The organism is Methylocaldum gracile (assembly GCF_053646815.1).
This window is the reverse complement of sequence record NZ_CM132196.1, coordinates 2,380,137-2,401,870: the sequence shown is the minus strand read 5'-3', so window position 1 is coordinate 2,401,870 and position 21,734 is coordinate 2,380,137. Positions and strand designations below refer to the sequence as shown.

The following is a 21,734-nucleotide window of genomic DNA, read 5'->3' as shown; positions in this document are numbered from 1 at the left end:
GCCCCCGGTGCCGGGCGAAACGCGCAGGATAAGGGTGCTCGCCGGGTGGCCTTTGGGCTCGCACCGTCCCTGGCGCTCGCGCTTCGCGCGCCCTTGGCGCCCAAATCGGCTCCCGGCCGATTTGTCTTTGGTTCCTTTCTTTTGGCCACGCAAAGACCAATTCGCCGGGAGCGAATTGGGACAGCGGTACGCTGGCCCGAAAGGCGAGGTCCACGGACGGACTTCGCAGCGTACCCCGCGTGCGGGGCGGCTCCCCGCTCTGAAACCATCGCCGCGCTTAGCGGCACCTTAGTCGAGTTTTCGAACATTTAACCCGCCATATGGCAACAAAAAATGCACTCGGCATGATGGGATGTCGGATTCAGTTCACGGGCGGCGTGCATTGGCGTCAGGTTTTCTTGATCGCCCACAATTCCAGTTCGAGCCCCGGAAAATTGCCGCCGATATGGATCGCGAATCCCCCGGAAACCGACATTTTTCTCCACAGCTCGCTTTGCTTGTCGAGTTCGAAATAGGAGAAGCCGGCGTGATAGGGAATCTGACGGGGAGCCACCGGCAAGGGATGTACGGAAATTCCCGGAAGCGCCGACCGCACCAGTTGCTGGATTTCCTCCACCGGCCCGATCTTGACCTGGGGAGGGAAGTGGTTGCGCAGAAATTCCGGCGGTACCTGCGCATTGGCGGCGAGAACGAAAACGGCATTCTCCAGAAGTTTGAGGTCCGGCCGTTTCGCGCCGTATACCCCGAACTTCGGCTTGCTGAGCGGGATTTGAATGGCGTTTTGCTCCAACACCATGCTGAGGAGCTGCCGCAACTCCTCCATCACAGGCGTGAAACATTTCTGCAGATCGTCGTGCTGGTATACCGGAAAGCCGATCGGCCGCTTGGACGGACGATAGAAGGTCGCCAATTCGCCGGCCATCTGCACCGCCAGGCGGTAAAAATCCTCGGGATGCAGCGCCGCGGTGTTGGCCAGATGCTCCAGCAAGGGCTCGTAACGGTTGATAATCTGAAGCAGCATGAAATCGGCGATTTCCGCCACGCCGCCTTTCCCGGCCTCGGCCACGCGGCCGGCGAGGGCTTCGCCGCGGGTATGCAGCAAGCCGTGCAGCTCCCGAAGGAATCCGCCGAGCAGCCCCGTTCCGAAACAATTGAGGCCCGGCGCGATATATCGCTCGTCCAGGACCACCGTTTTGTCGGCGCGAACTTCGATGATGCGGGCTACCCCCAGACAGACGTAGCCGGAGCGCTCCTGCCGTTCGAGCATCAAGCGGGTGCGCATTTTGCCGATTTGCACCGGAAACCGTCCGTCGGCGCCGCTATTGTGGTCCCGCACCTCGCGCTCGCCGAGACGATACCGAGCCAAACTGTCCTCGAACGCTTCGCTGTCGATCTCGGCCGAGTCCGGGCGCCGAACGGGAAGCGACAGATACACGACGTTGTCTTTGACGTCGTCGGGCGCATCCAGGGGCAAGGGAAGCTCGTTGTCATCCGGCAGATTAAACGGAGTGCCGTCGGGAAAAACGCCCCGCACTTCAACCAGCGCCAGTTTGCCGACAGCTAGTTGCCGCGGATCGAGCTTCAGCGTGCCGAACCCCCAATCGAACGGTCGCAGACCGCGGCACCGGCCGTCGACCAACGCCTCCAGATAACGGTCGTGTTGCTGAAAATGCTGCGGACGGAGAAACATTCCCTCCGACCACACCACTCTGCTGTATTCGGACATATCGGTTCCTGTTGTATTTTCTTATCGCGAACGGGCCGATTGCAGTATGCGCATCTGCCGCTCGTAAACTTCCCCGAACTCCTCTCCGAAAAAGTTCTCCAGAATCTCGTTGACCAGTTCCGGATACGCTTTTCCGTAGGCATCCCAGCATTTCGCCTTCTTCTGAAAGACGATGGCATCCTCGTAAAGCTTTTCGAACCCTTGGGGATCGAACCGCCTCAAGGCCGCCGCCAGCGACGCCTGAATCCCCGCCGTCATGGCCATCTGATGATTCATGAGGTCGGCGAATCCCCCCCGCACCGCCTCGACCGGATCAGAGAATCCCGGATGGTTGCGCGCCAGCATGATCTTGAGCGCGTCGTCCACGTTCGGGGTAAATTTTAGCGGGTTATTGTCAACCGGACGCATGGTGGTAACAGAAACGCGAAATTGGCTTTTCAATTCCGCACGTGCCCGCATGACGGTCATCATGCCCTCGACGAAGCTGCGGAGCAGAACGCCCACGGTATTCATGACCGCCGCCATGTCCTCGTCCTTCACCCATCCAGTGGCGGGCGCGATTCCGGCACCGGCCAAAAAAGACGCGAACAACTCGCGGTCTGCCGCACTCTTCGAAACCGAGGAGGAACCGTCCGGCAGCACGGCCGAAACAGGTTCCGGAGCGGCCGGCGATGTGGCCGCACCGCTTAGATCTACCGGTGCGTCATCCACTGGCGGAACGCTGGCACGAGGCGGTATCGGCGCATCGGGCGGCAATCCCGCCGCTTGTCCGCCGTGAGCGGCGCTCTCGGTTCTCGCAGAACCCGGCATCTCCTCGAATCCGCCGAGCGGTCCGGTTTCGGGCATCGAATCATGCGAGTCGGCGGACTCGGTTGCGCCGGGGCCGAGTTCGTTCAAATCGAGCCCTTTAAAGAAATCGTCCGGCGGTTCCCAACTTTCCGGAGCGGGTGTGGGATGCCCCGATCCACTTTCACTCGCATCCAGGTCACGCAACAGGTCTGACAAATCGAAATCGGGCAGTGCCGCTTCTTCCGGTTTGTCAGCGATATCGGGCGGAATAAAACTGTCATGAAAAGGCGATGCGTCGGGCTGATCGATGAAACTCGGTCCCGACGGCTGGGATCTCTCCGGTTCCGGCGGAGGAAGATCGAACGGCGAGTCCCACGTCGGCGGCTCGGGCCAAGCTGCAGATTCTGGTACCGGCGCGGCGGGCGCCTCGTGCGAAGCTTCGAACGGATCGAAGCCGAACGGCGCTTCCTCGGGCTCTGCCGGCGGAAGCGACACTTCGACGACCGCGATTTCATATTCGCCGATCTTCAGTACGTCCCCATTCGACAGCGGCGCGGTGTCGTGCTGAAGGAGAAGGTCTTTATTGACAACATAGGTGCCCGCCGTGCTCAAGTCGGTGAAACAGTAAACGCCGTTCCGATACTCGATCGAGCCGTGCCTGCGGGAAATGAACTTGTCGGGATCCGGCAAAACGAAGCGGTTGTCGGGCGAGCGACCTACCGAACCGCCTTCCTGGTCGAAGGTGCAGGATGGTTCCTCCGGAACGGGAGCGCCCTTGTAGCTGAGAACTTTGAGGATGAGTGCCATGATGCGTGCTTCGGTTGAGCCCCTGATTGTCAGGCATTAAGCATAGACAATCGTAACGACGGAAAACTGAGGCCCCCGGAAAAACCGGCCATGTCCGAAGCGATCCAGGGTCTCAGCCCATCCTGCCTTCCCTGAACCGTTTGTATTCGTTCCATCGAGTCGCCGATAGCTTACACGCGAACGCCGGACAGGCAAAACGCGGTTCGGATACGATACCAGCCGCTTGCCGACCACGGCATCGAGAGCTAAGCTCAAAGCCGGTGTATCACTTAAAGAGGGAAGAAGACCGCGCTGCACGGGCAAAGGCCCTTGGGCCGCGCCCACCGCTCACCAACTTCCATGGGCACGCTATGCTTTACTCGCCCGTCCGTGGGGCTCGCCCTTCGGCTAGAGCCTGTTCATCTCGCTCGTACGGCAAAACAGGCTTGGCGGAAGTCGTTGGCGCCTTCGGCTCGGGTGAATGGATTCAAGCATTCGTAGGTCGGCAATCCTTTGCCGACGAACCCGTTGGCCCAACTGCACCGTTGGGAAGGGATTCCCGACCTACGCGTGAGTGCCCGTACACTTAGGTATGAAAATGCTCTAGGCTTCGCCTGTTCAGTTTTGCTCCCGGCGGATTTGTGCCCATCCGACAACGCTTCTGATTTAGAGTGTTACGCCAAAATTTCCTTCGTTTATGAGTCAGCCAGAGTTTTCCCAATGCGCATAACCACAGTTCTCCCGATTCTTGTAACTTTTCTTCTCCTCGCGGGATGTGCGGCGGATGAGCCCAAACCGACTCCACCACCGCCCACCGTCGTACAGTTGAGGATCGAGGCACTGCCGGACATCAATCTCGACGGCGAGGGCCGTCCGTCGCCTTTGTTGCTTCGCGTGTATCAGCTCAGGGAAACGGCCGCCTTCAACGGCGCCGACTTCTTCCAGCTTTATCAGAACGAAAAAAGCGTCCTCGGCGCCGACATCGCGGGCAAGGAGGAATTCATTCTCCGCCCTGGAGAGAAGCGTGAGCTTTCTTTCGAAGCAAAACCCGACGCAAAGGCCGTCGGGGTGTTCGCGGCTTACCGCGATCTCGATTCGGCCCAATGGCGAGCCTCGGCTGCGATCCCTCCGAATACCACCAGCATCATCAAACTCCGCGTAACCAGCGACCGGCTCGACTTGGGATCTCCCGAACCGACCGATGAAGCGCCCGCCAATTAGGTCCGTCGCCGCCGCGTTGTTATCGGTCCTGCTGGTAGCCGGCTGCTCATCGCCCGCTCGGCGGATCGAAGACGCGGCGGCGCGCTTCGGATACCGGCCGCTCAGTCTGGACGGAAACGGCTTCAGGCTCGCGGCATTTTTCAAGCCCGGTGCGAAAGACGCCGGCAACAGCTTGCATCTCTATCTCGAAGGCGACGGAACGCCCTGGCTGTCGCGCCGGACGATCTCGGACGACCCTACTCCCCGCGATCCGGTCATGTTGAGGCTGATGGCCTTGGACGAAGGCCCGGCTCTTTATCTCGGGCGTCCGTGTTATTACGGGCATTCGGCCGATCGCGGCTGCTCGCCGGCGCTGTGGACACATCGGAGGTACGGCCCCGAGGTGGTCGACAGCCTGGCGCACGCCTTGCGGAGCTTCCTTTCGAAAAACGCCTTCGAGCGGCTGGTTCTGTTCGGACACAGCGGCGGCGGCGCGCTGGCCGTTCTGATGGCACCGCGTTTCCCGGAAACCTCCGCCGTCGTGACCTTGGCCGGAAATCTCGACATCGAGGCCTGGACCGCGCATCACGGATACAGCCCTCTTGCAGGCTCGCTGAACCCGGCCGAAATCAATGCTAAGGGCGTCATCGAATACCATTATCTCGGCGAGACCGACCGAATCGTCCCGCCCTCCGTCTTCGAACCGATCGCCAAACGGCGCCCCCAGGCCCAGGTTTTCGTGCTCCCCAACTTCGACCACCACTGCTGCTGGCAAGAAGTCTGGAAAGGCATTCTGCAAAAGACGGCCGATCTCGGATCAAACTCCGCAAGCGCCCTTGCACAATGAATGCTACATTTTTAGCCCATCCCGCCCCGATCTCCGGAGAAACTGCAACCATGAAGCCGCTGCGTAAGACATCCTTAGGCCTTGCCGTATCCGCCACCCTTCTGATCGGCTGCGCCTCTCAGCCGGTCAGTCAGGAGGAAGCGGCGCGCGCCGTCGAAGGTTATATCGAGGATGCGGACAAACTGTTCGTGGTCGACTGCCTCCTTCCCGGCCAGGTGCGAAAACTCGGGTCGCAAATGACCTATCTCAGTGCCCGCCGTCCGATCCGAACCACGGCCGCCGACTGCGAGGTGCGCGGCGGCGAATATGTCGCTTACGACCGCGCGAATTATTCATCCGCCCTGAAGGTCTGGCTGCCCAAGGCCCAGGAAGGCGACGCCACGGCCCAGCTCTACGTCGGGCAGATCTACGAAAAAGGCCTCGGGCAGGAGCCCGACTATCGGAAAGCGGCCGAGTGGTATCGGAAGGCGGCCGAAAAAGGCAATGCCCAGGCGCAGATCAACCTCGGACATCTCTACGAAAAAGGCTTGGGCGTCACTAAAGACAGTTCTGCCGCGAGCCGCTGGTATCAAAAAGCATCCGGCCTCGAAGGCAGCGATTTGAATTTCACGCCGGCGGTCGCAGCGTCCGATGCACAACGGCGGGAAATCGAAACCCTGCGCCAGGCCGCCGAGCGCAGCCGTCTCGAAGCCGAGGAACTCCGCAGCGAACTCAACGCGACCCGGCAGCAGCTACAGGAACAGCAAGATGCTCTGCGCAAATCTCAGGATGAAATCGACAACCTTCGGGAGAAGCTCGCGAAACAAAAGGCGGCCTCATCGACCGGCGACGATCCGAAGATACGCGAACTCGAGGAAGAACTCCGGCAGAAAACCGCCCTGCTCAAAACGCAGCAAGCCAAAGTCAGCCAGATGACGGCCGCATTCGGCCGGGAGCGCCAAAAGCTCAAGCAGGAACTGGCGGCGGTCCGGACCCAAACGGCCCCGGCGAAGGCCGGTTCCCCGGCAGGCCCCGGAACGAACGGCCAAACCGTCAATTCCGCGCGCAAACAACTGGACGAAGCCGAAACCGCGCTCCAAGCAAAAATGGAGGACTATCAAAAGAGGTCGTCCGAACTGACCGCATGGCTGACTCAGAAGGACAAGCCGAACGGGGACGTCTCGCGTGCGCAGATCGACCGCCGAAAATCCGAGCTTCAGAACCAGGCCAGAGAGATCGCCCTGCTCAAGGAAAAGGTGGAACAACTGGCGTTCAAGGTTCAGGAACAGCCTGCTCCGGAAATGCTCGCCCAGGCGGGCCCGCAGGTGGAGATCATCGACCCGCCCGTCACCATGACCCGCGGCGCGCGGGTGATTCAGGTGGGGCCGGAAGCCAGGGAGATCGTCGGGAAAATCGAGTCTTCGGCGGAACTGCTTTCATTGATCGTCAACGACAAGCCTCTGACACCCGATACCTCCGGTATCTTCCGGTACCCGATCAATCCCGGCGAATCCACGGGTTCGGTCAAGATCACCGCGACCGACAAGAAAAACAAGGTCACCAGCCTGGACGTCACCCTCATCGGGCAATCCGCGCAGCCTTCAGAGACGACGGCCACGGCGCCGGTTGAAAGCAAACGCGCGGGGCGGCCGACCGATATCCATTTCGGCAAGTTCTACGCGCTCATCATCGGCAACAACAGCTACAGCGCCTATCCTGCCCTGCAAACCCCGGCCAACGACGCGAAGAGCCTGGACGTCATCCTGCGCGAACGCTACGGCTTCAACACCAAGCTCCTCCTCAACGCCAACCGCCATCAAATCATGACGGCGCTGAACGAAATCCACAAAAAGCTGACATCGGAAGACAACCTGTTGATCTACTACGCGGGACACGGCGAAATCGACCCCAACACGAACCTCGCCTACTGGCTGCCCACCGACGCCGAAGTCGGCAATCCGGCCAACTGGATTTCCAGCCAAAGCATCACCGAATTCCTCAGCATCATGCCCGCCCGCCACGTCCTGGTCGTCGCCGACTCCTGCTATTCCGGCGCCATGACCGGTTCGGCCATCGCCAAACTCCCGGACGCCATGGACGAAAGCAAGCGCGCCAAGTGGCTGAAGATCATGGCCACCCGCAAGGCGCGGACGGTACTGACCTCCGGCGGCGTAAAACCCGTGCTCGACCTGGGCGGCGGCGGCCATTCGGTATTCGCCAACGCCTTTCTCAGCGTATTGCGCGGCAACAAGGGAATCCTGGAAGACTACGACGTCTTCCGAGCCGTGGCCGGCCAAGTCAAAGCCTCGGCCTCCAAAGCCGGTTTCGAGCAAATGCCCCAGTACGCCCCGCTCCAGCACGCCGGCCACGAAGGCAGCCCGTTCTTTTTCGTACCGGATAATGCGTGATGGAGAGACGCTTTCAGCCGATAATGCCTAGCTACATCGTCATGTCCGCAATGAAGGGTCGTCCTGGCGCTCCCAGGACGACCGTTTGCGATTGGAATGCCGGCAACCAGTGCACAGGGCACGTGATCAAGGCTAGCGCCGTTGTTTTAGACGTCAAAGTTGACATAAACAAAGACGTTGCATATGGGCGAATTCCGGATTCGATTTTAGTTTTGAGGTCGAATTTAAGTTAGCGACCTGATTCTTGACGCACGCTTGTTATCTGATATACGCTTCGGGCATGCGCTATGAAAATTTTGTCTCTCAACGAATTATTACCATCGTTCTGTTTGAACGGTGGGTTTGCTAGCGCCCGTAAGGCTCTAAGAATTAACGAACCCGCCCCGAGAGGCGGGTTTTTTGTGTCCGCTTCTTGAGGCATTAACCCAAGCACAAGGAGCAAGCTATGAGTATCGAAACACTGAAGAATGCGATCCATCAGGCCGATCAGGCAATCAATTGCCGTGACTTTGATCGACTGATGAATTTCTATGCTGAAGACGCAATGTTGGTCGTCCAGCCGGGGATGTATGCGAAGGGAAAGGTGGAAATTAGAAACGCCTTTAACGCAATCTCGAAATACTTCAATGACAGTCTTGAAGTGCAGCAGGGAAACATGGTGTTCTTGGAAATGGGAGATATCGCATTGGTACTTGCAAAAACGCATATTCGTGCGCCCGGAAAGCCAGACAGTGAGTTCTCGTCAGAGCGCGATGCAACCTACGTCTACAGGAAAGCGCCGTCGGGAGAGTGGTTGTGCGTAATTGACAACTCCTACGGCACCGCGCTCCTAAATCAACCAGGTGGCTAATCGGGTAACCAGGGGTTTCTAACCCCCAGTCCCCACACCACCACGGCATGCGGGTCCGCACCGGGCGGTTCACGAAAAGGGAGCACACGACGATGTCAGGTGTAGCCATGGGCCTTCATCCAAAGATCACGGATAGTGATCAGCCCCTGGGTCTTCAGCCATTGGTTGGTCATCCCGGTCTGCGTCGCCAGCGTCCGCGACAGATGCCAGTAGCTCTTGCTGCTGATCGCCGTCAGGATTGCCTGGCGCTTGCTCGTCCCCAAACCCAACAGGTTCTTGACCTTGGTACGCACGTAGCGCCACTGTTTCCAGTAGCACATGCGTACCCGGCGTCGAAGCCAGTGGTCGAGTTCGGGGATCGGGCGGTAGTAGTCCGAAATGCCGAAGTAGCCCATCCAACCGCGGATATACTGGGCGAGCTTGTAAAACCGGTGAGCCATCGAGACACCCCAGCTACGCCCGGTCAGTGTCCGGATGTTGTGTTTGAAGTCCTCGAATGCCCGGTCGCCCCAACGCAGCTTGGTTCCCCGGAAATTGAATCCGAGAAACTTGGCCTGGTCGGTTTTGACCACCCGGCTCTTCTGCTCGTTGACCACCAGTTTGAGCGTGCCGGTCAGGAAGCGCGTGACGCTATCCTTCACCCGCTCGCCGGCCCGCTGACTTTTGACCAAGATCAGCAGGTCGTCCGCATAGCGGACGAACCGGTGGCCACGCCCTTCCAGTTCCTTGTCCAAGTCATCCAACAGGATGTTGGCGAGCAACGGCGACAGCGGTCCGCCTTGCGGCGTCCCCAACGCCGTTACCTGGATGGACTCGCCGACCAGAACACCCGCCCGCAAATACCGGCCAACCAGCGCCAACAGCCGCTTGTCGCCAACCTTGCGGGCCACACGAGCCATCAAGACATCGTGCCGGACGTTGTCGAAAAATTTCGCCAAGTCCAGGTCACAGGCGATGCGGTAGCCGGCCTGAAGATGACCTTGTACCTGCCTCAACGCTCCATGGGCGGAGCGTCCCGGTCGGAAACCAAAACTCGACTCCGAAAAGCCGGGGTCGAAGATCGGCGTCAATACTTGCGCGATGGCCTGCTGGATCACCCGGTCCATGACGGTCGGGATACCCAGCAGTCGTTCGCCCCCTCCCGGCTTCGGGATCGACACCCGTCGTACCGCTTGGGGTTGATAACTGCCATCGGCCAGTTGCTGGCGAATCTCGGCCCAATGCGAGCGCGCAAACTCGGCGAAGTCCTCGATGCGCATCCCGTCCATGCCGGGCGCACCCCGATTGGCCTTCACCCGCTTCCAGGCCCGTCGCAGGTTCGCACGGTCCAACACCCGCTCCATCAGATCGTCGTGCAAGGCTGGCTGCGTGACGCCACGCCGGACATCGGCTCCCCCGGTCGGGTTCATCGTCGATACCGAGTCGCTCACGGCTCCTCCTTGTCTTCTTGTGTTCGGCCCTTCACCGTCCGGTCTTCCAGGCCGATGCGGCTAGTATGGCCTCTGCTGACTTCTGCCCGGTCACACCCTGCGTTGCCGCAAGACGCGCTGCCAAAGACAGGTCGTAGGGTCCGGTGGCTATTCCAAGGCTTTCGCCCTGGACCTCAGTCCGACTCCCATAACCTGTCCCAGCCGCTCGCCGGACAGATCTCCCCGAATAAGAACATGAGCTTTCAGCGCACAACCGCCGCATTTACCCTATCTCCCGTACCCGGCGGGTTTCGTCATCATGTGCTGACTCACCCGGAGACTGAGCCTTCTATGCGGTTTCTGTTCGTCGGCTCGCACCTTTGCGCTCGGGCTTCCTTCAGACCACTCCTCGCGGAGTTGCCCTTGCCGTCGGCTAGTAGTTACATTGGCCCAAAGAATGGGCATTACAGGTACTCCTACAGGGGACTCTCACCCCATCAGTTCATGCCCATGTCGGGCGTACACCCATCATTCCACCGGACCTCCACCGGCAAGGCACTTGGCCCGCGAAGCGGATGATGGACCACACCGGCTCGCGGGCCAAGTGCCTTGCCGGCGTCGGCCCCTCAGCTCAAACGTTGAGGGTGTAGGAAAACGCTTAACTCGACAATTCAGTCAATGAACAATCAACGACTTACAGACCCAAAAATGATCAAAAATCGGGTTTTTCTACACCCTCGTTAGGCAACTAAAGAAACCATGAACTGGATACGCAGCATATTTTCAAGGAAGCAAGTTGACACAGTGAACCAAGAAGAAACAGAGACACCTGCGTCCCAAGTTAACCAGAAAGTGGTTCGCATTAGTGCAGACAACCCTATAACTAAATTAGAGGAAGATGCTCTTGGGCGTATTAAGCCTGCCTCTTCATTTGCAAAGCAGGTATTAGCACTCGATCCTGGCGAAGGCGTGGTGGTTGGTGTCTTAGGACCGTGGGGGGCTGGAAAGACTTCTTTCGTGAACCTATCTCAAGCTTTCCTCAAGGAATCAGGTGTCACGGTACTTGAATTTAACCCATGGATGTTTAGTGGTGCAGATCAACTCGTTCAGTTTTTCTTCATAGAACTTGCTGCTCAGCTGAAACTTCGCCCTGGCTTGGCTGAAATCGGCGAGCTCGTCGAGGACTATGGCGATACTTTCTCAGGTCTTGGCTGGTTACCAGTCATAGGGCCGTGGATTGAGCGGGGACGAGTAGTAACTGACATTCTTGCTAAGATTCTCCAACGCAAAAAAGAGGGCGTTAGGGCGAGTCAAAATAAACTGCGCGAAGCCCTAAAGAAAGTAGACAAGCCAATTGTTGTTGTTTTGGATGATATTGATCGTCTATCCACTCCAGAAATACGAGACGTATTCAAGCTCGTTCGATTAACAGCGAACTTCCCAAACATTATTTATCTCTTGGCTTTCGACCGCTATCGTGTTGAACAAGCTTTGGGAGAACAAGGTATTCCGGGGAGAGACTACCTCGAGAAAATCCTCCAAATCGGGATCGACCTACCTGCTGTGCCCAGCCATGTATTAAACTCTCAAATATTCAAGGCGATTGATTCTGCGCTCGAAGACATAGAAAACCCAGGACACTTTGATTCAGAAGTTTGGCCTGATGTATTTATGGAAGTCATTCAACCTCTCATAAGAAACATGAGAGATGTTCGTCGATACGCGGCTGCCATTCATGGCACCGTTCGAGATTTGGATGGACAGGTAGCTCTTGTTGATGCGTTGGCGTTAGAAGCAATTCGCGTATTTCTTCCTGATGTGTTTCATAGTTTGCATACTTCGGTAGAGGGGCTAACGGCTACGACAAATGGCTATGGCTACCGAGATGAACCGCCACATTTAAAGGAACAGATTGAAAACCTGGTAAGTGCCGGTGGTGAACGTGCGGAGTGTGTTCGCAGTCTGATTAGTCGATTGTTTCCCGGCGGCGCTAGACATTTGGGCGGCTCACACTACGGCGGTGACTGGAAGAATCGTTGGCTTCGAGAAAGACGTGTGGCCCATGAAGATGTACTCCGTTACTATTTGGAACGTGTCGTGGGCGAACAATTACAAGCCTTCTCAGATGCTGAAAATGCTTGGGCAAGAATCACTGACAAGACAGCTTTTGAGAGCTATCTGCAGTCACTCCCGATAGAGAGGCTACAGGACGTTATTTCATCACTTGAAGCATACGAGGATGAATTCGGTGCAGAGCATGTTGTCCCCGCAACGATAGTGTTACTAAATCTTCTTCCCTTGCTTCCCGATCGTCAGCGGGGAATGTTTGATCTAGACACAAGGATGGTCGTTGGAAGAGTTGTGTATCGTCTTGTGCGTGCACTCAAGGAACCCGATTCCGTCGAGATGGCGGTTAAAGAGATACTGCCTCAAATACAGTCTCTGTCTTCAAAAGAGAAGCTCATTTGTATTGTTGGATACCGTGAAAATGCTGGCCATAAGCTGGTTTCTGAGGCGGCTGCAAAAACTCTTGAGGCTGAATGGCGGGCTGAAGTACGCGCGACAACTCCTCAGCAACTTGCAGATGAGACTGGTCTACTTTGGACGTTTTGGCGCGCTAAACAGGAAGCGAAATCTGAAGAACCGGAGTTAGTAGTCCCGGACACTCCGGCAGTTACATACGCATTACTGAAGAGCGCGAGAAGTGAAACGCGGAGTCAGTCAATGGGAAGTCGCGCTGTTCGTCGGAAACCCCAACTCGCTTGGGATATTTTGGTCGAACTGTACGGGGGTGAAGATATTTTACGTGCTCGTATCGAACAGTTGAAAGCTACTCCGCCAGACGAAATTGGGGATTTGTTTGAATTAGCAGACAAATATCTTGCAGGGTGGAGGCCTAAAGATTTCGATGATGACTGATTACAGTAAGGAAGCTCTGAACAAGTGCGCTCTTCCAGCGATTTCGAGAGTCGAGCCGAGATTTTCCGCTTAAAGGGGGCTTTTTTCGCGAGATGGCGGCCCTCGGGCGGGGCTTTCTTCGTCCATTGCCCCGGTTTTTCGGGACGATGGACGGATTGATCCCTAGGCCGTCATCCACGCCTCCCGCACCCAGGCACAGGCAAATGGGGTCAGTTCTAACATTCCAACATCATCGTCGACACTTTCGGTGTAGCAAGCCCCCTTGAGATTTAAATATGCCGGCACTCCTTACCACATCACGGCACGGGGCGATCAGCGGGAGGACATTTTCTTTCCGGATGAGGACCGTAGGCTGAGCTGCAGCGATAGCGAAAACCCAGCTAATCCAGGTGTCAAAGAGCTGAGTTTCGTTCCTCAACCCAGCCTGTGGCGGTACCAATGAACTGCATTTTAATCATATTGTTCCGTTTTCGAAAGTCGGAACATCGTTGAAAGCCGAGAACATTCAACTTCTGTGCGCGTGTCACAACCTTAGAGAAGAGCGCAAAGATTCAATGAATACACATTGGGTTAGTGGCATAAGAATAGAATCGATCTATCTCCGAAAAACAGTGCGCGCTTTCCTCCACACGTTAAGCAAATCGTTGAGCGGTTATAAAATTTACCTCACCTTTTAAGAGAAGGAATCGTCATGGAACTTTCCGCTGTCTTAACTCCGGCACCCGAAGGTGGCTATGTCGCCTTCAATCCTGAAACAGGGACAACTACGCAAGGCGAGACTGTCGAGGAAGCCTTGGCTAATTTACGTGAGGCGACCGAGCTTTACCTCGAAGAATTCCCGTTGTCCATCATGGGGCGTCCACTACTGACAACTTTTCACGTAGCCGAACATGCCTAAATTGCCCGTCGTCTCGGGCGCAGAGGCAGTACGGGCATTGGAATGGCTTGGGTTTATCGTTGTACGGCAGCGTGGCAGTCACGTTGTTCTTCGCCGTGGATCATCCGGGTGTGTTGTACCAAACCACCGGGAGCTGAAGGCGGGCACATTGACTGGCATTCTCAAACAAGCCGGCGTATCACCCGATGAGTTCATTACTGCGTTACGTGCCTGACATTTCTCAAGAAGCATTGCGGTCGACGCTGTTCCATCCTCACAAGTTAAACCGTTTTAAGATGTTCTTGCTCAGCAGTTTGGCGCGTCGGAATTGCTGCTTGCTATTCCCGAACATCAGCCTGCATAAGGCGGAATAGCGTACTCGCGCATTTCGCCGCATGGGGACATCCCTTTCGGCGTATTAGAGCGTTTTCATCTCGCTCGTACGGCAAAACAGGCCTGCTGGAGTCGTTGGCGCCTTCGGCTCGGGTAGATCGACTCAAGCTTTCGTAGGTCGGCAATCCTTTGCCGACGAAGACGCTCGGCGGGACGTGGCGTCGGGAAGGGGGGCTTCGGCGCTCCCGAAGACGCCGTTTGCGATTGGGAAGGATTCCCGACCTACTCGCGAGTGCCCGTACAGTAGGTATGAAAATGCTCTAGCCTCAGCGTAATGCACCCTACGCCAGCCCCATAGGTGGGCTTCTGCATGTTCTCAAAAGAGGATGGAGCGCTCCGGACGATCTGATATGATGGGGCCACGGTTGACATGGAAAGTCGAGGTCATGTTCGATTTTTTCGTCAAATCAGGACTCAAGCGCATTCTGTTCCTGGCGTTATGCTGGTGGGCCTTGACGGAGGGGTCGTCGGCCTGGGCCTCCGGCGTGCCGGTCATTCTCATCGCGCTTGTTTCAAGCTTCCTCATCAATCCGTCCGGATACAGGCCCCTGTACGGTCTGCCCCGTTTTCTCGGTTTCTTTCTCTGGCACTCGCTGCTCGGCGGCATCGATGTCGCGCGGCGCGCCTTGCATCCGAAAATGCCTCTGGCGCCGGCATTCGTGGATTTTTCCCTGCGGCTGACAGACGAGGCGGCCTGCGTACTTCTCATCAACACCGTCAATTTGCTGCCGGGCACCCTGGTCGCCGAACTGGACGAGCAGCGGCTGCAGGTTCATGTCCTAGACAAGGGGCTGCCCATTCTCGAATCCCTGCGAACGGTGGAAGAACGGGTTGCGGCTCTGTTCGGCCTCTCCTTGAATCAAGCCGGGGATACGCCCCATGCCTGAACTGAATCTGGCGCTCGCTTTCTTTCTGCTCCTCAACATCGCCGCCGGATTGCTCCGGATCGTGCGCGGTCCTACCTCGGCCGATCGCATGCTGGCGGCACAGTTGTTCGGCACGACCGGCGTAGCGGTCTTGCTGTTGTTGGCGGAGGCGCAAAACTTGCCGGCGCTCCGCGATGTCGCCTTGACTTTCGTGCTGCTCGCGGTGCTTGCGACAGTGGCGTTCGTAAGGCGGTTTTCCGATCGCAGCGACGGGGATGACGAGTCGTGAGCGATATTGCGCTTCAATGGCTTTCTGCCTTCTCGCTGTTTCTTGGCGTTTCATTCTTTTTTGCCGGAACCGTCGGTCTCTTGCGCTTTCCCGATACGTACACCCGAATTCATGCCCTCACCAAAGCCGATAATTTAGGGTTAGGCCTGGTCATTTTCGGTCTGATGCTGCAGACCGAATCCTGGGCGGTGATACTGAAACTCTTGCTGATCTGGCTGCTCGCGCTGCCGGCCAGCGCCACGGCCTGCCATCTGCTCGCCCGCCATACCCTGCGGTCCGAACACCGGGCCAGAGTTTCCACTTGGCAGGAACCACAGTGATGCTCGGCGAAATACTGGATTTTTCGTTGGCTGCAATCCTGATTTGGATTGCCTGGCGGACCGTGGCAACCCCCGATTTGTTCAATGCGGTGGTGCTGTTCATCGCCTTCGGCCTTCTGATGACGCTGGCCTGGGTAAGGCTGCACGCTGCGGACATCGCCCTGGCCGAAACCGCCATCGGCACCGGGCTAACCGGAGCCCTGATGCTCGACGCCGTGGCGCACATCACCGGTAAACGCGGACGCCGGCGTGCGGGAAGGAACCCATCATGAGCGCGGTGTACGGACCGATCCGACAGATCGCCGCCGCGCTCGCTTGGATCTTGGGCATCGGCCTTAGCGCCGCGATAGTCGCGCTTTCCCGCCCGGACTTCGGCTTGGCGGAACTCGTCGAAGCGCATCTGGAGGAAAGCGGCGTCCGACACCCGGTAACGGCCGTGCTGCTGAATTATCGCGGCTACGACACTCTTCTGGAGATTGCCGTGCTGTTGTTGGCCGTGCTGGGAATCCTGGCATTCCGGCCTCCAGGCCCCGCCTCCATACCCGACGCCGCGCCCGATTCGAGCCCCGTGCTCGCGGCTCTGAGTCGCTTGATAGTTCCGCTCATCGTTCTCGCTGCGGGATATCTGTTATGGGCGGGCGCGCACCGGCCGGGTGGAGCATTCCAAGCGGGGGCTGTGCTCGCGGGGGGCGGCGTTCTGCTGCGCCTGACCGGCACGATTCCAAGCTTCGAGTCGCCGAATGCATGGTTGCGTGTAAGCCTCGTTGTGGGCCTCGGGGTATTTCTTGCGGTTGCCGCTCTGCCGCTGTTCGAGGGTTCGAGGCTGCTGGAATACCGAACGGCGGAAGCTGCGATGGCTATCCTGGTGGTGGAATCGGCGCTGACCGTGTCGATCGCGGCGATTCTCGCAACCGCTTTCATCGGCGCGGCACCTCCCCGCATTCGATGCATGTCACCGTCCCGACCGGCACACTCGGCGGAGGGCGAAAGAGCGGGACAGTCATGATCGGCGGCGGGCTGATCTATGCCATGGCCGGCGTGGTTCTGTTCGCCATCGGCCTTTACGGCTTCATCATCCATGCTCATCTGGTACGGAGACTGATCGCATTCAACATCATGGGCAGCGGCGTGTTCCTGGTCCTCGTGGGGTTGCCGCAGCGAGTCGCCGGAACGCCGCCGGACCGGGTTTCGGAAGCCCTGGTACTCACCGGAATCGTCGTCGCGGTCAGCGCTACCGCTTTTGGGCTGGCGCTGGTCCGGCGTCTTTACGACTTGACCGGAGAAACTCGCCTGCCGAACGATCCTCGGCCCGAGCCATGAGCGGCATCTCGTTCGCCGCGCCATGGATACCCTTGCTGATTTTGCTTCCTCTGATGGCCGGAGCTCTTTCCTTCCTGTTCGGACCGCGCGGCCACAGAAGCCTGCTGGCGGCAACGATGACCGGCATTTGGTTCTCGCTGATACGGCTCATTCTCGATTTCGAAAATGCGGGTCTCCAGCACTATCCGATCGGAGGCTGGGGAGCACCTCTCGGGATCGATCTGCGAGCAGACGGGCTGAGCCTCGCGATGTTGGGCATGACGGCGACCGTAGGAAGTTTCATCAGCCTCTATGCTCTGGGTTATTTTGCCGGCGACGAAAACCGCGGCATCCGGTTCTGGCCGCTTTGGTGGCTTTTGTGGGGGGCGCTCAACGCCGTTTTTCTCTCGGCCGATCTCTTCAATTTGTACGTAACCCTCGAGCTGTTGAGTCTAAGCGCCGTCGGTCTGGTCGTGCTCGCGGGCGACCGAGACTCGCTCGCTGCCGGGCTCCGCTATCTTCTCGCGGCGCTGGCGGGCTCTCTGGCGTATCTCATGGGCGTAGCCCTGCTGTACGGCGCCTACGGCACCTTGTCACTGGAGCGGATGGCGGGATTGTTCCGCCCGGAACCCGCAAACACATTGGCGGCGAGCCTGATTACCGTGGGACTGATGCTGAAGACTGCCCTTTTTCCGCTCCATTTCTGGTTGCCGCCTGCGCACGGGAGTGCTTTGGCTCCGGTCAGCGCTCTGCTGTCGGGACTGGTCATCAAGGCTTCTTTTTACATGCTGCTGCGCCTTTGGTTCGAGGTCTTTCCGTCCGCGCTGACCGAAGTCTTTACACAAGGAATCGGCTCTCTGGGCGCCATAGCCGTGTTTGCCGGGGCTTGGCTCGCGTTTCACCAGGAAAAGCTGAAAATGCTGATCGCCTGGTCGACCGTGACTCAAGTCGGCTATTTGTTTCTGACGTTTCCGCTTGCCGCTGCGTCTTCTACGAGTGCCCCGGCCGCCTTGAGCGGCGGCGTGTACTTGGCCGTGTCCCATGCCGTGGCCAAGGCCGCCGTGTTCTTGGCGGCCGGCGCCATGCTGAAAGTGACCGACGAAGACCGGATCGATCGGCTGGAAGGCGTCGGCCGGCACCTACCCATCAGCCTGTTCGCCTTCGCCATGGCTGGTGTCAGTCTCATGGGTCTGCCGCCGAGCGGAGGATTCATCGCCAAGTGGCTTCTGCTCAATGCCGCGCTGTCCTCCGGGCAATGGTGGTGGGCCGCCGTTCTGGTCTTGGGCGGGCTCGCGTCCGCCGCCTATATCTTTCGAGTGCTGCGCCGCTGTTTTCTGCCACCAAGGGAGTACGCTGCGTTCCATCCGGTGCCCTTGGTCATGCCCTTAGCCGCGCTGTCTTTGGCCGGCATCGCCCTGGCCCTGGGGCTGGCGGCGGCTTATCCGCTTCGCCTCTTGCAGACGGGCGCGCCCCTTCTGCTCGAAGCCTCCGCACCGTCGACGGTGGCCCCATGACTTTCGACGATTGGTTGCCCCTCCTGGTGGTATTGAGTTCGCTCATAACCGGCCTGCTCATTTTCTTCGTCGGCGAGGAACAGCATCGCACCCGCTCCTGGCTCAATCTGATCGGCGCGGTAGCCAAGCTCGTGCTGGTGGGCATCATGGTATGGGGCGTGTTCCAGAGACATCGTTACGAAACCCGGTTGCCTCTGCTGCCGGATCAAGATTTCGTATTGCGCGCCGACGCGATGGGCATGCTGTTCGTGGGGCTTTCCTCGGTCCTATGGCTGCTCACTACGATCTACGCGATCGGCTATCTGGAAGGATCGCCCCATCGCAGCCGGTTTTTCGGTTTTTTCAGCCTGTGCGTGACCTCCACGATGGGCATCGCACTGGCCGGCGATCTCATAACCTTCATCATTTTTTACGAGCTGCTGACGTTGTCCACTTATCCCTTGGTGGTGCACCGCGGTACAGCGGACGCGTTGCGCGCCGGGAAGGTCTATTTGCAATACACGATGACCGGCGGCGCACTGCTGCTGGTGGGCGTCGTCTGGCTGTACGAGGTGGTAGGGTCTGTCGAGTTCACCGAGCGCGGTGTGCTGGCGGGGGTTTCGGTGGTTGATTACCCTGACCTGCTCGCGATCTTCGCGATTCTGGTCGCGGGGCTCGGGGTCAAGACTGCGCTGGTGCCGCTCCACGGCTGGCTGCCGGTCGCCATGGTGGCGCCCGCCCCGGTAAGCGCCTTGTTGCATGCAGTGGCGGTGGTCAAGGCCGGGGCCTTCGGCATCGTGCGCATCGCCTACGACGTGTACGGGGTGGAGTTCGCCGCTCGCCTGGGCGTGCTGGGTCCCTTGTCATGGGTCGCGGGCATCACCATCGTGTATGGCTCGGTGCGGGCGTTGACTCAGGACGACCTCAAGCGGCGGCTGGCCTATTCCACCGTCAGTCAGGTGTCGTACATCGTACTGGGAATCGGCATTCTCGGTCCGCTGGCGACCATCGGCGGCGTCGTGCACCTGGTACACCAGGGACTGATGAAGATCACTCTGTTCTTCTGCGCAGGCGATCTGGCCGAAACCCTGGGCATTCACAAGATCAGCGAAATGAACGGCGTCGGCCGGCGCATGCCCTGGTCCATGGTTGCGTTTACCGTGGCGGCCTTGGGCATGATCGGCGTCCCGCCGGTCGCCGGCTTCGTCACCAAATGGTATCTGGGCTTGGGGGCGATAGCCGCGAAGGACTACTGGGCGCTCGCTGTGCTTGCCGTCAGCACCGTGCTCAACGCCGCTTATTTCCTGCCGGTCCTACGTCGCATCTGGTTTCTGCCCGCGAGCGGAGAATGGCCGAAACGCGAACGCGATCAGCTCGAAACCCGTCCGACGCTGCTGGTGCCCACATTGATCACCGCTCTTCTCTCCCTTGCCGCCGGACTGTTCGCGGGCTCGTGGTTCAGCCCGCTGGGCTGGGCCAAGTTGGTCACGGCCCGGGAGTACGTTTCGTGAGCACGAGTTGGCTGGTCGCCGCCGCCCTGCTCGCTCCTTCCCTTCTGGCGATCGCGCTATTCATGGCCTCAGGGCGTTCCCCGACATGGCCTATCGCGCCCTGGGCCGCATTGCCGGGCCTGGTTCTGGCCGCGGCGCCGGATTTCCGCATCGATCTGTCCTGGTTATTGCTAGGCACGCGTTTGGGACTGGATGCCACCGGTCGGATGTTTCTAATCTTCACCGCTCTGCTGTGGCTGATCGCAGGCCTTTACGCTCAGGTTTATCTGGCCTCCGATTCGAAGCGCCGCCGCTTCGGCGGGTTCTTTCTGAGCACCATGACGGGCAATCTCGGCGTCATTTTGGCCCAGGACGTGGCGAGTTTTTATTTATTCTTTTCTCTGATGACTTTTTCCGCCTATGGCTTGATCGTGCATGAGGGCGGTGAAGAGCCGCACCGAGCGGGGCGCATCTATCTGATCCTGGCCATCCTTGGGGAGGCCATGCTGCTCGTCGCTTTTTTGCTGAGCGCGAGCGCGGCGGAAAGTCTGTTTCTCGACCAGATTCCGAAGGCTGTCGCCGTATCGCCGCAGCGAAATCTGATCGTGGCGTTGTTCCTCGGCGGATTCGGGATCAAGGTTGGTGTCCTGGTGCTTCATGTCTGGCTACCTTTGGCGCATCCGGTCGCCCCCACTCCCGCCAGCGCGGTGCTGAGCGGAGTCATCATCAAGGCCGGTCTCTTGGGCTGGCTGCGCTTTCTGCCGCTGGGGCAGGCGGCCCTTCCCGATTGGGGCTATGGACTGACGGCCGCAGGGCTCGCCGCGGCGTTCTACGGTGCTGGGGTGGGATTGGTCCAAAAGGACTCCAAAACCGTGCTGGCCTATTCCAGCATCAGCCAAATGGGGCTCATCACCGTGCCGGTCGGATTGGGCTTGGCGGCACCGGCGGGCTGGCCGTCGTGTCTGGCGGCGGTTACGGTCTATGCGGTCCATCATGCTCTGGCCAAGGGAGCCTTGTTCCTCGGCGTCGGAGTCGCGCGGGAAACCGCTCGCGACGAGCGGAAACTTCGCTGGATCACGGCCGGGCTGCTGCTGCCCGCGCTGGCGCTGGCGGGAGCTCCCTTTACCAGCGGTGCGCTCGCCAAAGAGTCGCTCAAGAGAGCCATAGGCTCGGTGCCCGAACCATCGCAGGACTGGCTGGCCTGGACATTGTCTTTCGCGGCGGTGGGCACCACGCTGCTGCTCGTACGCTTCCTCTACCTGGTCCGACACGAGGCGCTGACGGAAAGCCACGGCAGCGGGAGCCGGGGATTGGGTCTTACCTGGGGGCTGGCGCTGCTTGGCGTATTTGCACTCACCTGGATCATGTTCGCCGACGCGGCGCGGGCCTTTTTCGAGCATGCGCTGGAACCCGGGATTCTCTGGAGCGAATTATGGCCGGTGGGCGGCGGTATCTTGCTGGCTTATCTGTTCGGCCGCCGGTTCGCCCGGTCCGCCCCGCCGATACCAGCGGGCGATTTGCTCGTACCGGCGGAACGGCTGGCGCTGAGTGCCTGGACGGGTATGAAAAGTTTATGGAATAAGGCGGTCCGGAAACCGGCTCGCCCGCCATGGAAAACCTTAGGCGCACGGCTGGCCCAGGGCCTGGCATACGGCCAAGCGTGGCTTGAAAGCATGGCCATCGCCGGAATCCTGTTTCTCTTGCTCATCGTGCTTTTTGCCTTGGCATTGCTCCCGAAGAACTTCGGGCGTGAATAAGAGCCTATCCCAGTAGGTTCAAGAAACCCTTCGACAA

General features: G+C 58.9%; 19 protein-coding genes and 1 pseudogene. 17 read left to right on the top strand and 3 right to left on the bottom strand.

The window, feature by feature from the left end:
• Window positions 1-388: 388 nt before the first annotated feature.
• Together tssK and tagH are read right to left on the bottom strand one after the other, a co-directional pair.
• On the bottom strand, window positions 389-1,726 hold the full coding sequence (tssK, locus tag ACWJJK_RS10610) for a type VI secretion system baseplate subunit TssK (RefSeq protein ID WP_077731005.1): 1,338 nt from the start codon (window positions 1,724-1,726) through the stop codon (window positions 389-391).
• 21 nt (window positions 1,727-1,747) lie between these two features.
• On the bottom strand, window positions 1,748-3,322 hold the full coding sequence (tagH, locus tag ACWJJK_RS10605; protein ID WP_454128980.1) for a type VI secretion system-associated FHA domain protein TagH: 1,575 nt from the start codon (window positions 3,320-3,322) through the stop codon (window positions 1,748-1,750).
• Between the two features lie 699 nt (window positions 3,323-4,021).
• Here tagH and tssJ point away from each other — a divergent pair.
• From tssJ to ACWJJK_RS10585, 4 genes are all read left to right on the top strand, one after another.
• The gene (gene tssJ, locus ACWJJK_RS10600; RefSeq protein WP_454128978.1) at window positions 4,022-4,522 is read left to right on the top strand and encodes a type VI secretion system lipoprotein TssJ; all 501 of its coding nucleotides are present in this window, start codon (window positions 4,022-4,024) and stop codon (window positions 4,520-4,522) included.
• Window positions 4,503-5,348, top strand: a complete 846-nt coding sequence (locus ACWJJK_RS10595) for an alpha/beta fold hydrolase (RefSeq protein ID WP_454128977.1) — start codon at window positions 4,503-4,505, stop codon at window positions 5,346-5,348. Before tssJ ends, ACWJJK_RS10595 begins: the two co-directional genes overlap by 20 nt.
• 50 nt (window positions 5,349-5,398) lie before the next feature.
• The gene (locus ACWJJK_RS10590; protein WP_454128976.1) at window positions 5,399-7,735 is read left to right on the top strand and encodes a caspase family protein; all 2,337 of its coding nucleotides are present in this window, start codon (window positions 5,399-5,401) and stop codon (window positions 7,733-7,735) included.
• A 445-nt stretch (window positions 7,736-8,180) separates the two neighbouring features.
• The gene (locus ACWJJK_RS10585) at window positions 8,181-8,585 is read left to right on the top strand and encodes a YybH family protein (RefSeq protein ID WP_434112785.1); all 405 of its coding nucleotides are present in this window, start codon (window positions 8,181-8,183) and stop codon (window positions 8,583-8,585) included.
• Between the two features lie 95 nt (window positions 8,586-8,680).
• Here the strand turns inward: ACWJJK_RS10585 and ltrA are convergent, their stop codons facing one another.
• The gene (gene ltrA / locus ACWJJK_RS10580; protein ID WP_210024370.1) at window positions 8,681-10,015 is read right to left on the bottom strand and encodes a group II intron reverse transcriptase/maturase; all 1,335 of its coding nucleotides are present in this window, start codon (window positions 10,013-10,015) and stop codon (window positions 8,681-8,683) included.
• A 783-nt stretch (window positions 10,016-10,798) separates the two neighbouring features.
• On the opposite strand from ltrA, the gene ACWJJK_RS10575 reads away from it, so the two are divergent.
• From ACWJJK_RS10575 to ACWJJK_RS10515, 13 genes and pseudogenes are all read left to right on the top strand, one after another.
• A complete protein-coding gene (locus ACWJJK_RS10575) occupies window positions 10,799-12,913 on the top strand; it encodes a KAP family P-loop NTPase fold protein (RefSeq protein ID WP_454128974.1) in 2,115 nt (704 codons plus the stop codon).
• Between the two features lie 437 nt (window positions 12,914-13,350).
• A pseudogene (locus ACWJJK_RS10570) lies at window positions 13,351-13,590 on the top strand (HNH endonuclease); the annotation flags it as partial.
• A gap of 14 nt (window positions 13,591-13,604) precedes the next feature.
• Window positions 13,605-13,811 (top strand): HicB family protein, encoded by a 207-nt coding sequence (locus ACWJJK_RS10565; protein WP_077730995.1) that lies wholly within the window; start codon window positions 13,605-13,607, stop codon window positions 13,809-13,811.
• A complete protein-coding gene (locus ACWJJK_RS10560; RefSeq protein ID WP_086133913.1) occupies window positions 13,804-14,025 on the top strand; it encodes a type II toxin-antitoxin system HicA family toxin in 222 nt (73 codons plus the stop codon). Before ACWJJK_RS10565 ends, ACWJJK_RS10560 begins: the two co-directional genes overlap by 8 nt.
• Window positions 14,026-14,569: 544 nt before the next feature.
• Window positions 14,570-15,070, top strand: a complete 501-nt coding sequence (locus ACWJJK_RS10555; protein WP_454128973.1) for a Na+/H+ antiporter subunit E — start codon at window positions 14,570-14,572, stop codon at window positions 15,068-15,070.
• Window positions 15,063-15,338, top strand: a complete 276-nt coding sequence (locus tag ACWJJK_RS10550) for a monovalent cation/H+ antiporter complex subunit F (RefSeq protein ID WP_086133912.1) — start codon at window positions 15,063-15,065, stop codon at window positions 15,336-15,338. Before ACWJJK_RS10555 ends, ACWJJK_RS10550 begins: the two co-directional genes overlap by 8 nt.
• Window positions 15,335-15,658 (top strand): monovalent cation/H(+) antiporter subunit G, encoded by a 324-nt coding sequence (gene mnhG / locus ACWJJK_RS10545; RefSeq protein ID WP_205781025.1) that lies wholly within the window; start codon window positions 15,335-15,337, stop codon window positions 15,656-15,658. The genes ACWJJK_RS10550 and mnhG overlap by 4 nt, the downstream gene beginning before the upstream one ends.
• Window positions 15,640-15,930 (top strand): Na(+)/H(+) antiporter subunit B, encoded by a 291-nt coding sequence (locus ACWJJK_RS10540; protein WP_454128972.1) that lies wholly within the window; start codon window positions 15,640-15,642, stop codon window positions 15,928-15,930. Before mnhG ends, ACWJJK_RS10540 begins: the two co-directional genes overlap by 19 nt.
• Window positions 15,927-16,664, top strand: a complete 738-nt coding sequence (locus ACWJJK_RS10535; RefSeq protein WP_077730990.1) for an MnhB domain-containing protein — start codon at window positions 15,927-15,929, stop codon at window positions 16,662-16,664. The genes ACWJJK_RS10540 and ACWJJK_RS10535 overlap by 4 nt, the downstream gene beginning before the upstream one ends.
• Window positions 16,661-16,978 (top strand): NADH-quinone oxidoreductase subunit K, encoded by a 318-nt coding sequence (locus ACWJJK_RS10530; protein ID WP_077730989.1) that lies wholly within the window; start codon window positions 16,661-16,663, stop codon window positions 16,976-16,978. The genes ACWJJK_RS10535 and ACWJJK_RS10530 overlap by 4 nt, the downstream gene beginning before the upstream one ends.
• On the top strand, window positions 16,975-18,471 hold the full coding sequence (locus tag ACWJJK_RS10525) for a proton-conducting transporter transmembrane domain-containing protein (protein WP_156881856.1): 1,497 nt from the start codon (window positions 16,975-16,977) through the stop codon (window positions 18,469-18,471). Before ACWJJK_RS10530 ends, ACWJJK_RS10525 begins: the two co-directional genes overlap by 4 nt.
• Complete coding sequence (locus tag ACWJJK_RS10520) at window positions 18,468-19,961, top strand: complex I subunit 5 family protein (protein WP_077732137.1); 1,494 nt, start codon at window positions 18,468-18,470, stop codon at window positions 19,959-19,961. Before ACWJJK_RS10525 ends, ACWJJK_RS10520 begins: the two co-directional genes overlap by 4 nt.
• Window positions 19,958-21,697 carry a proton-conducting transporter transmembrane domain-containing protein gene (locus ACWJJK_RS10515; RefSeq protein WP_156881857.1) on the top strand — a complete coding sequence of 580 codons (1,740 nt, stop codon included), beginning with the start codon at window positions 19,958-19,960 and terminating at the stop codon, window positions 21,695-21,697. The genes ACWJJK_RS10520 and ACWJJK_RS10515 overlap by 4 nt, the downstream gene beginning before the upstream one ends.
• Window positions 21,698-21,734: the final 37 nt, after the last annotated feature.

Excerpts from the sequence above, each read along its gene's own strand:
- tssK (WP_077731005.1), bottom strand. The coding sequence starts at position 1,726 with ATGTCCGAATACAGCAGAGTGGTGTGGTCGGAGGGAATGTTTCTCCGT.
- tagH (WP_454128980.1), bottom strand. The coding sequence starts at position 3,322 with ATGGCACTCATCCTCAAAGTTCTCAGCTACAAGGGCGCTCCCGTTCCG.
- tssJ (WP_454128978.1), top strand. The coding sequence starts at position 4,022 with ATGCGCATAACCACAGTTCTCCCGATTCTTGTAACTTTTCTTCTCCTC.
- ACWJJK_RS10595 (WP_454128977.1), top strand. The coding sequence starts at position 4,503 with ATGAAGCGCCCGCCAATTAGGTCCGTCGCCGCCGCGTTGTTATCGGTC.
- ACWJJK_RS10590 (WP_454128976.1), top strand. The coding sequence starts at position 5,399 with ATGAAGCCGCTGCGTAAGACATCCTTAGGCCTTGCCGTATCCGCCACC.
- ACWJJK_RS10585 (WP_434112785.1), top strand. The coding sequence starts at position 8,181 with ATGAGTATCGAAACACTGAAGAATGCGATCCATCAGGCCGATCAGGCA.
- ACWJJK_RS10565 (WP_077730995.1), top strand. The coding sequence starts at position 13,605 with ATGGAACTTTCCGCTGTCTTAACTCCGGCACCCGAAGGTGGCTATGTC.
- ACWJJK_RS10560 (WP_086133913.1), top strand. The coding sequence starts at position 13,804 with ATGCCTAAATTGCCCGTCGTCTCGGGCGCAGAGGCAGTACGGGCATTG.
- ACWJJK_RS10555 (WP_454128973.1), top strand. The coding sequence starts at position 14,570 with ATGTTCGATTTTTTCGTCAAATCAGGACTCAAGCGCATTCTGTTCCTG.
- ACWJJK_RS10550 (WP_086133912.1), top strand. The coding sequence starts at position 15,063 with ATGCCTGAACTGAATCTGGCGCTCGCTTTCTTTCTGCTCCTCAACATC.
- ACWJJK_RS10535 (WP_077730990.1), top strand. The coding sequence starts at position 15,927 with ATGAGCGCGGTGTACGGACCGATCCGACAGATCGCCGCCGCGCTCGCT.
- ACWJJK_RS10530 (WP_077730989.1), top strand. The coding sequence starts at position 16,661 with ATGATCGGCGGCGGGCTGATCTATGCCATGGCCGGCGTGGTTCTGTTC.
- ACWJJK_RS10525 (WP_156881856.1), top strand. The coding sequence starts at position 16,975 with ATGAGCGGCATCTCGTTCGCCGCGCCATGGATACCCTTGCTGATTTTG.
- ACWJJK_RS10520 (WP_077732137.1), top strand. The coding sequence starts at position 18,468 with ATGACTTTCGACGATTGGTTGCCCCTCCTGGTGGTATTGAGTTCGCTC.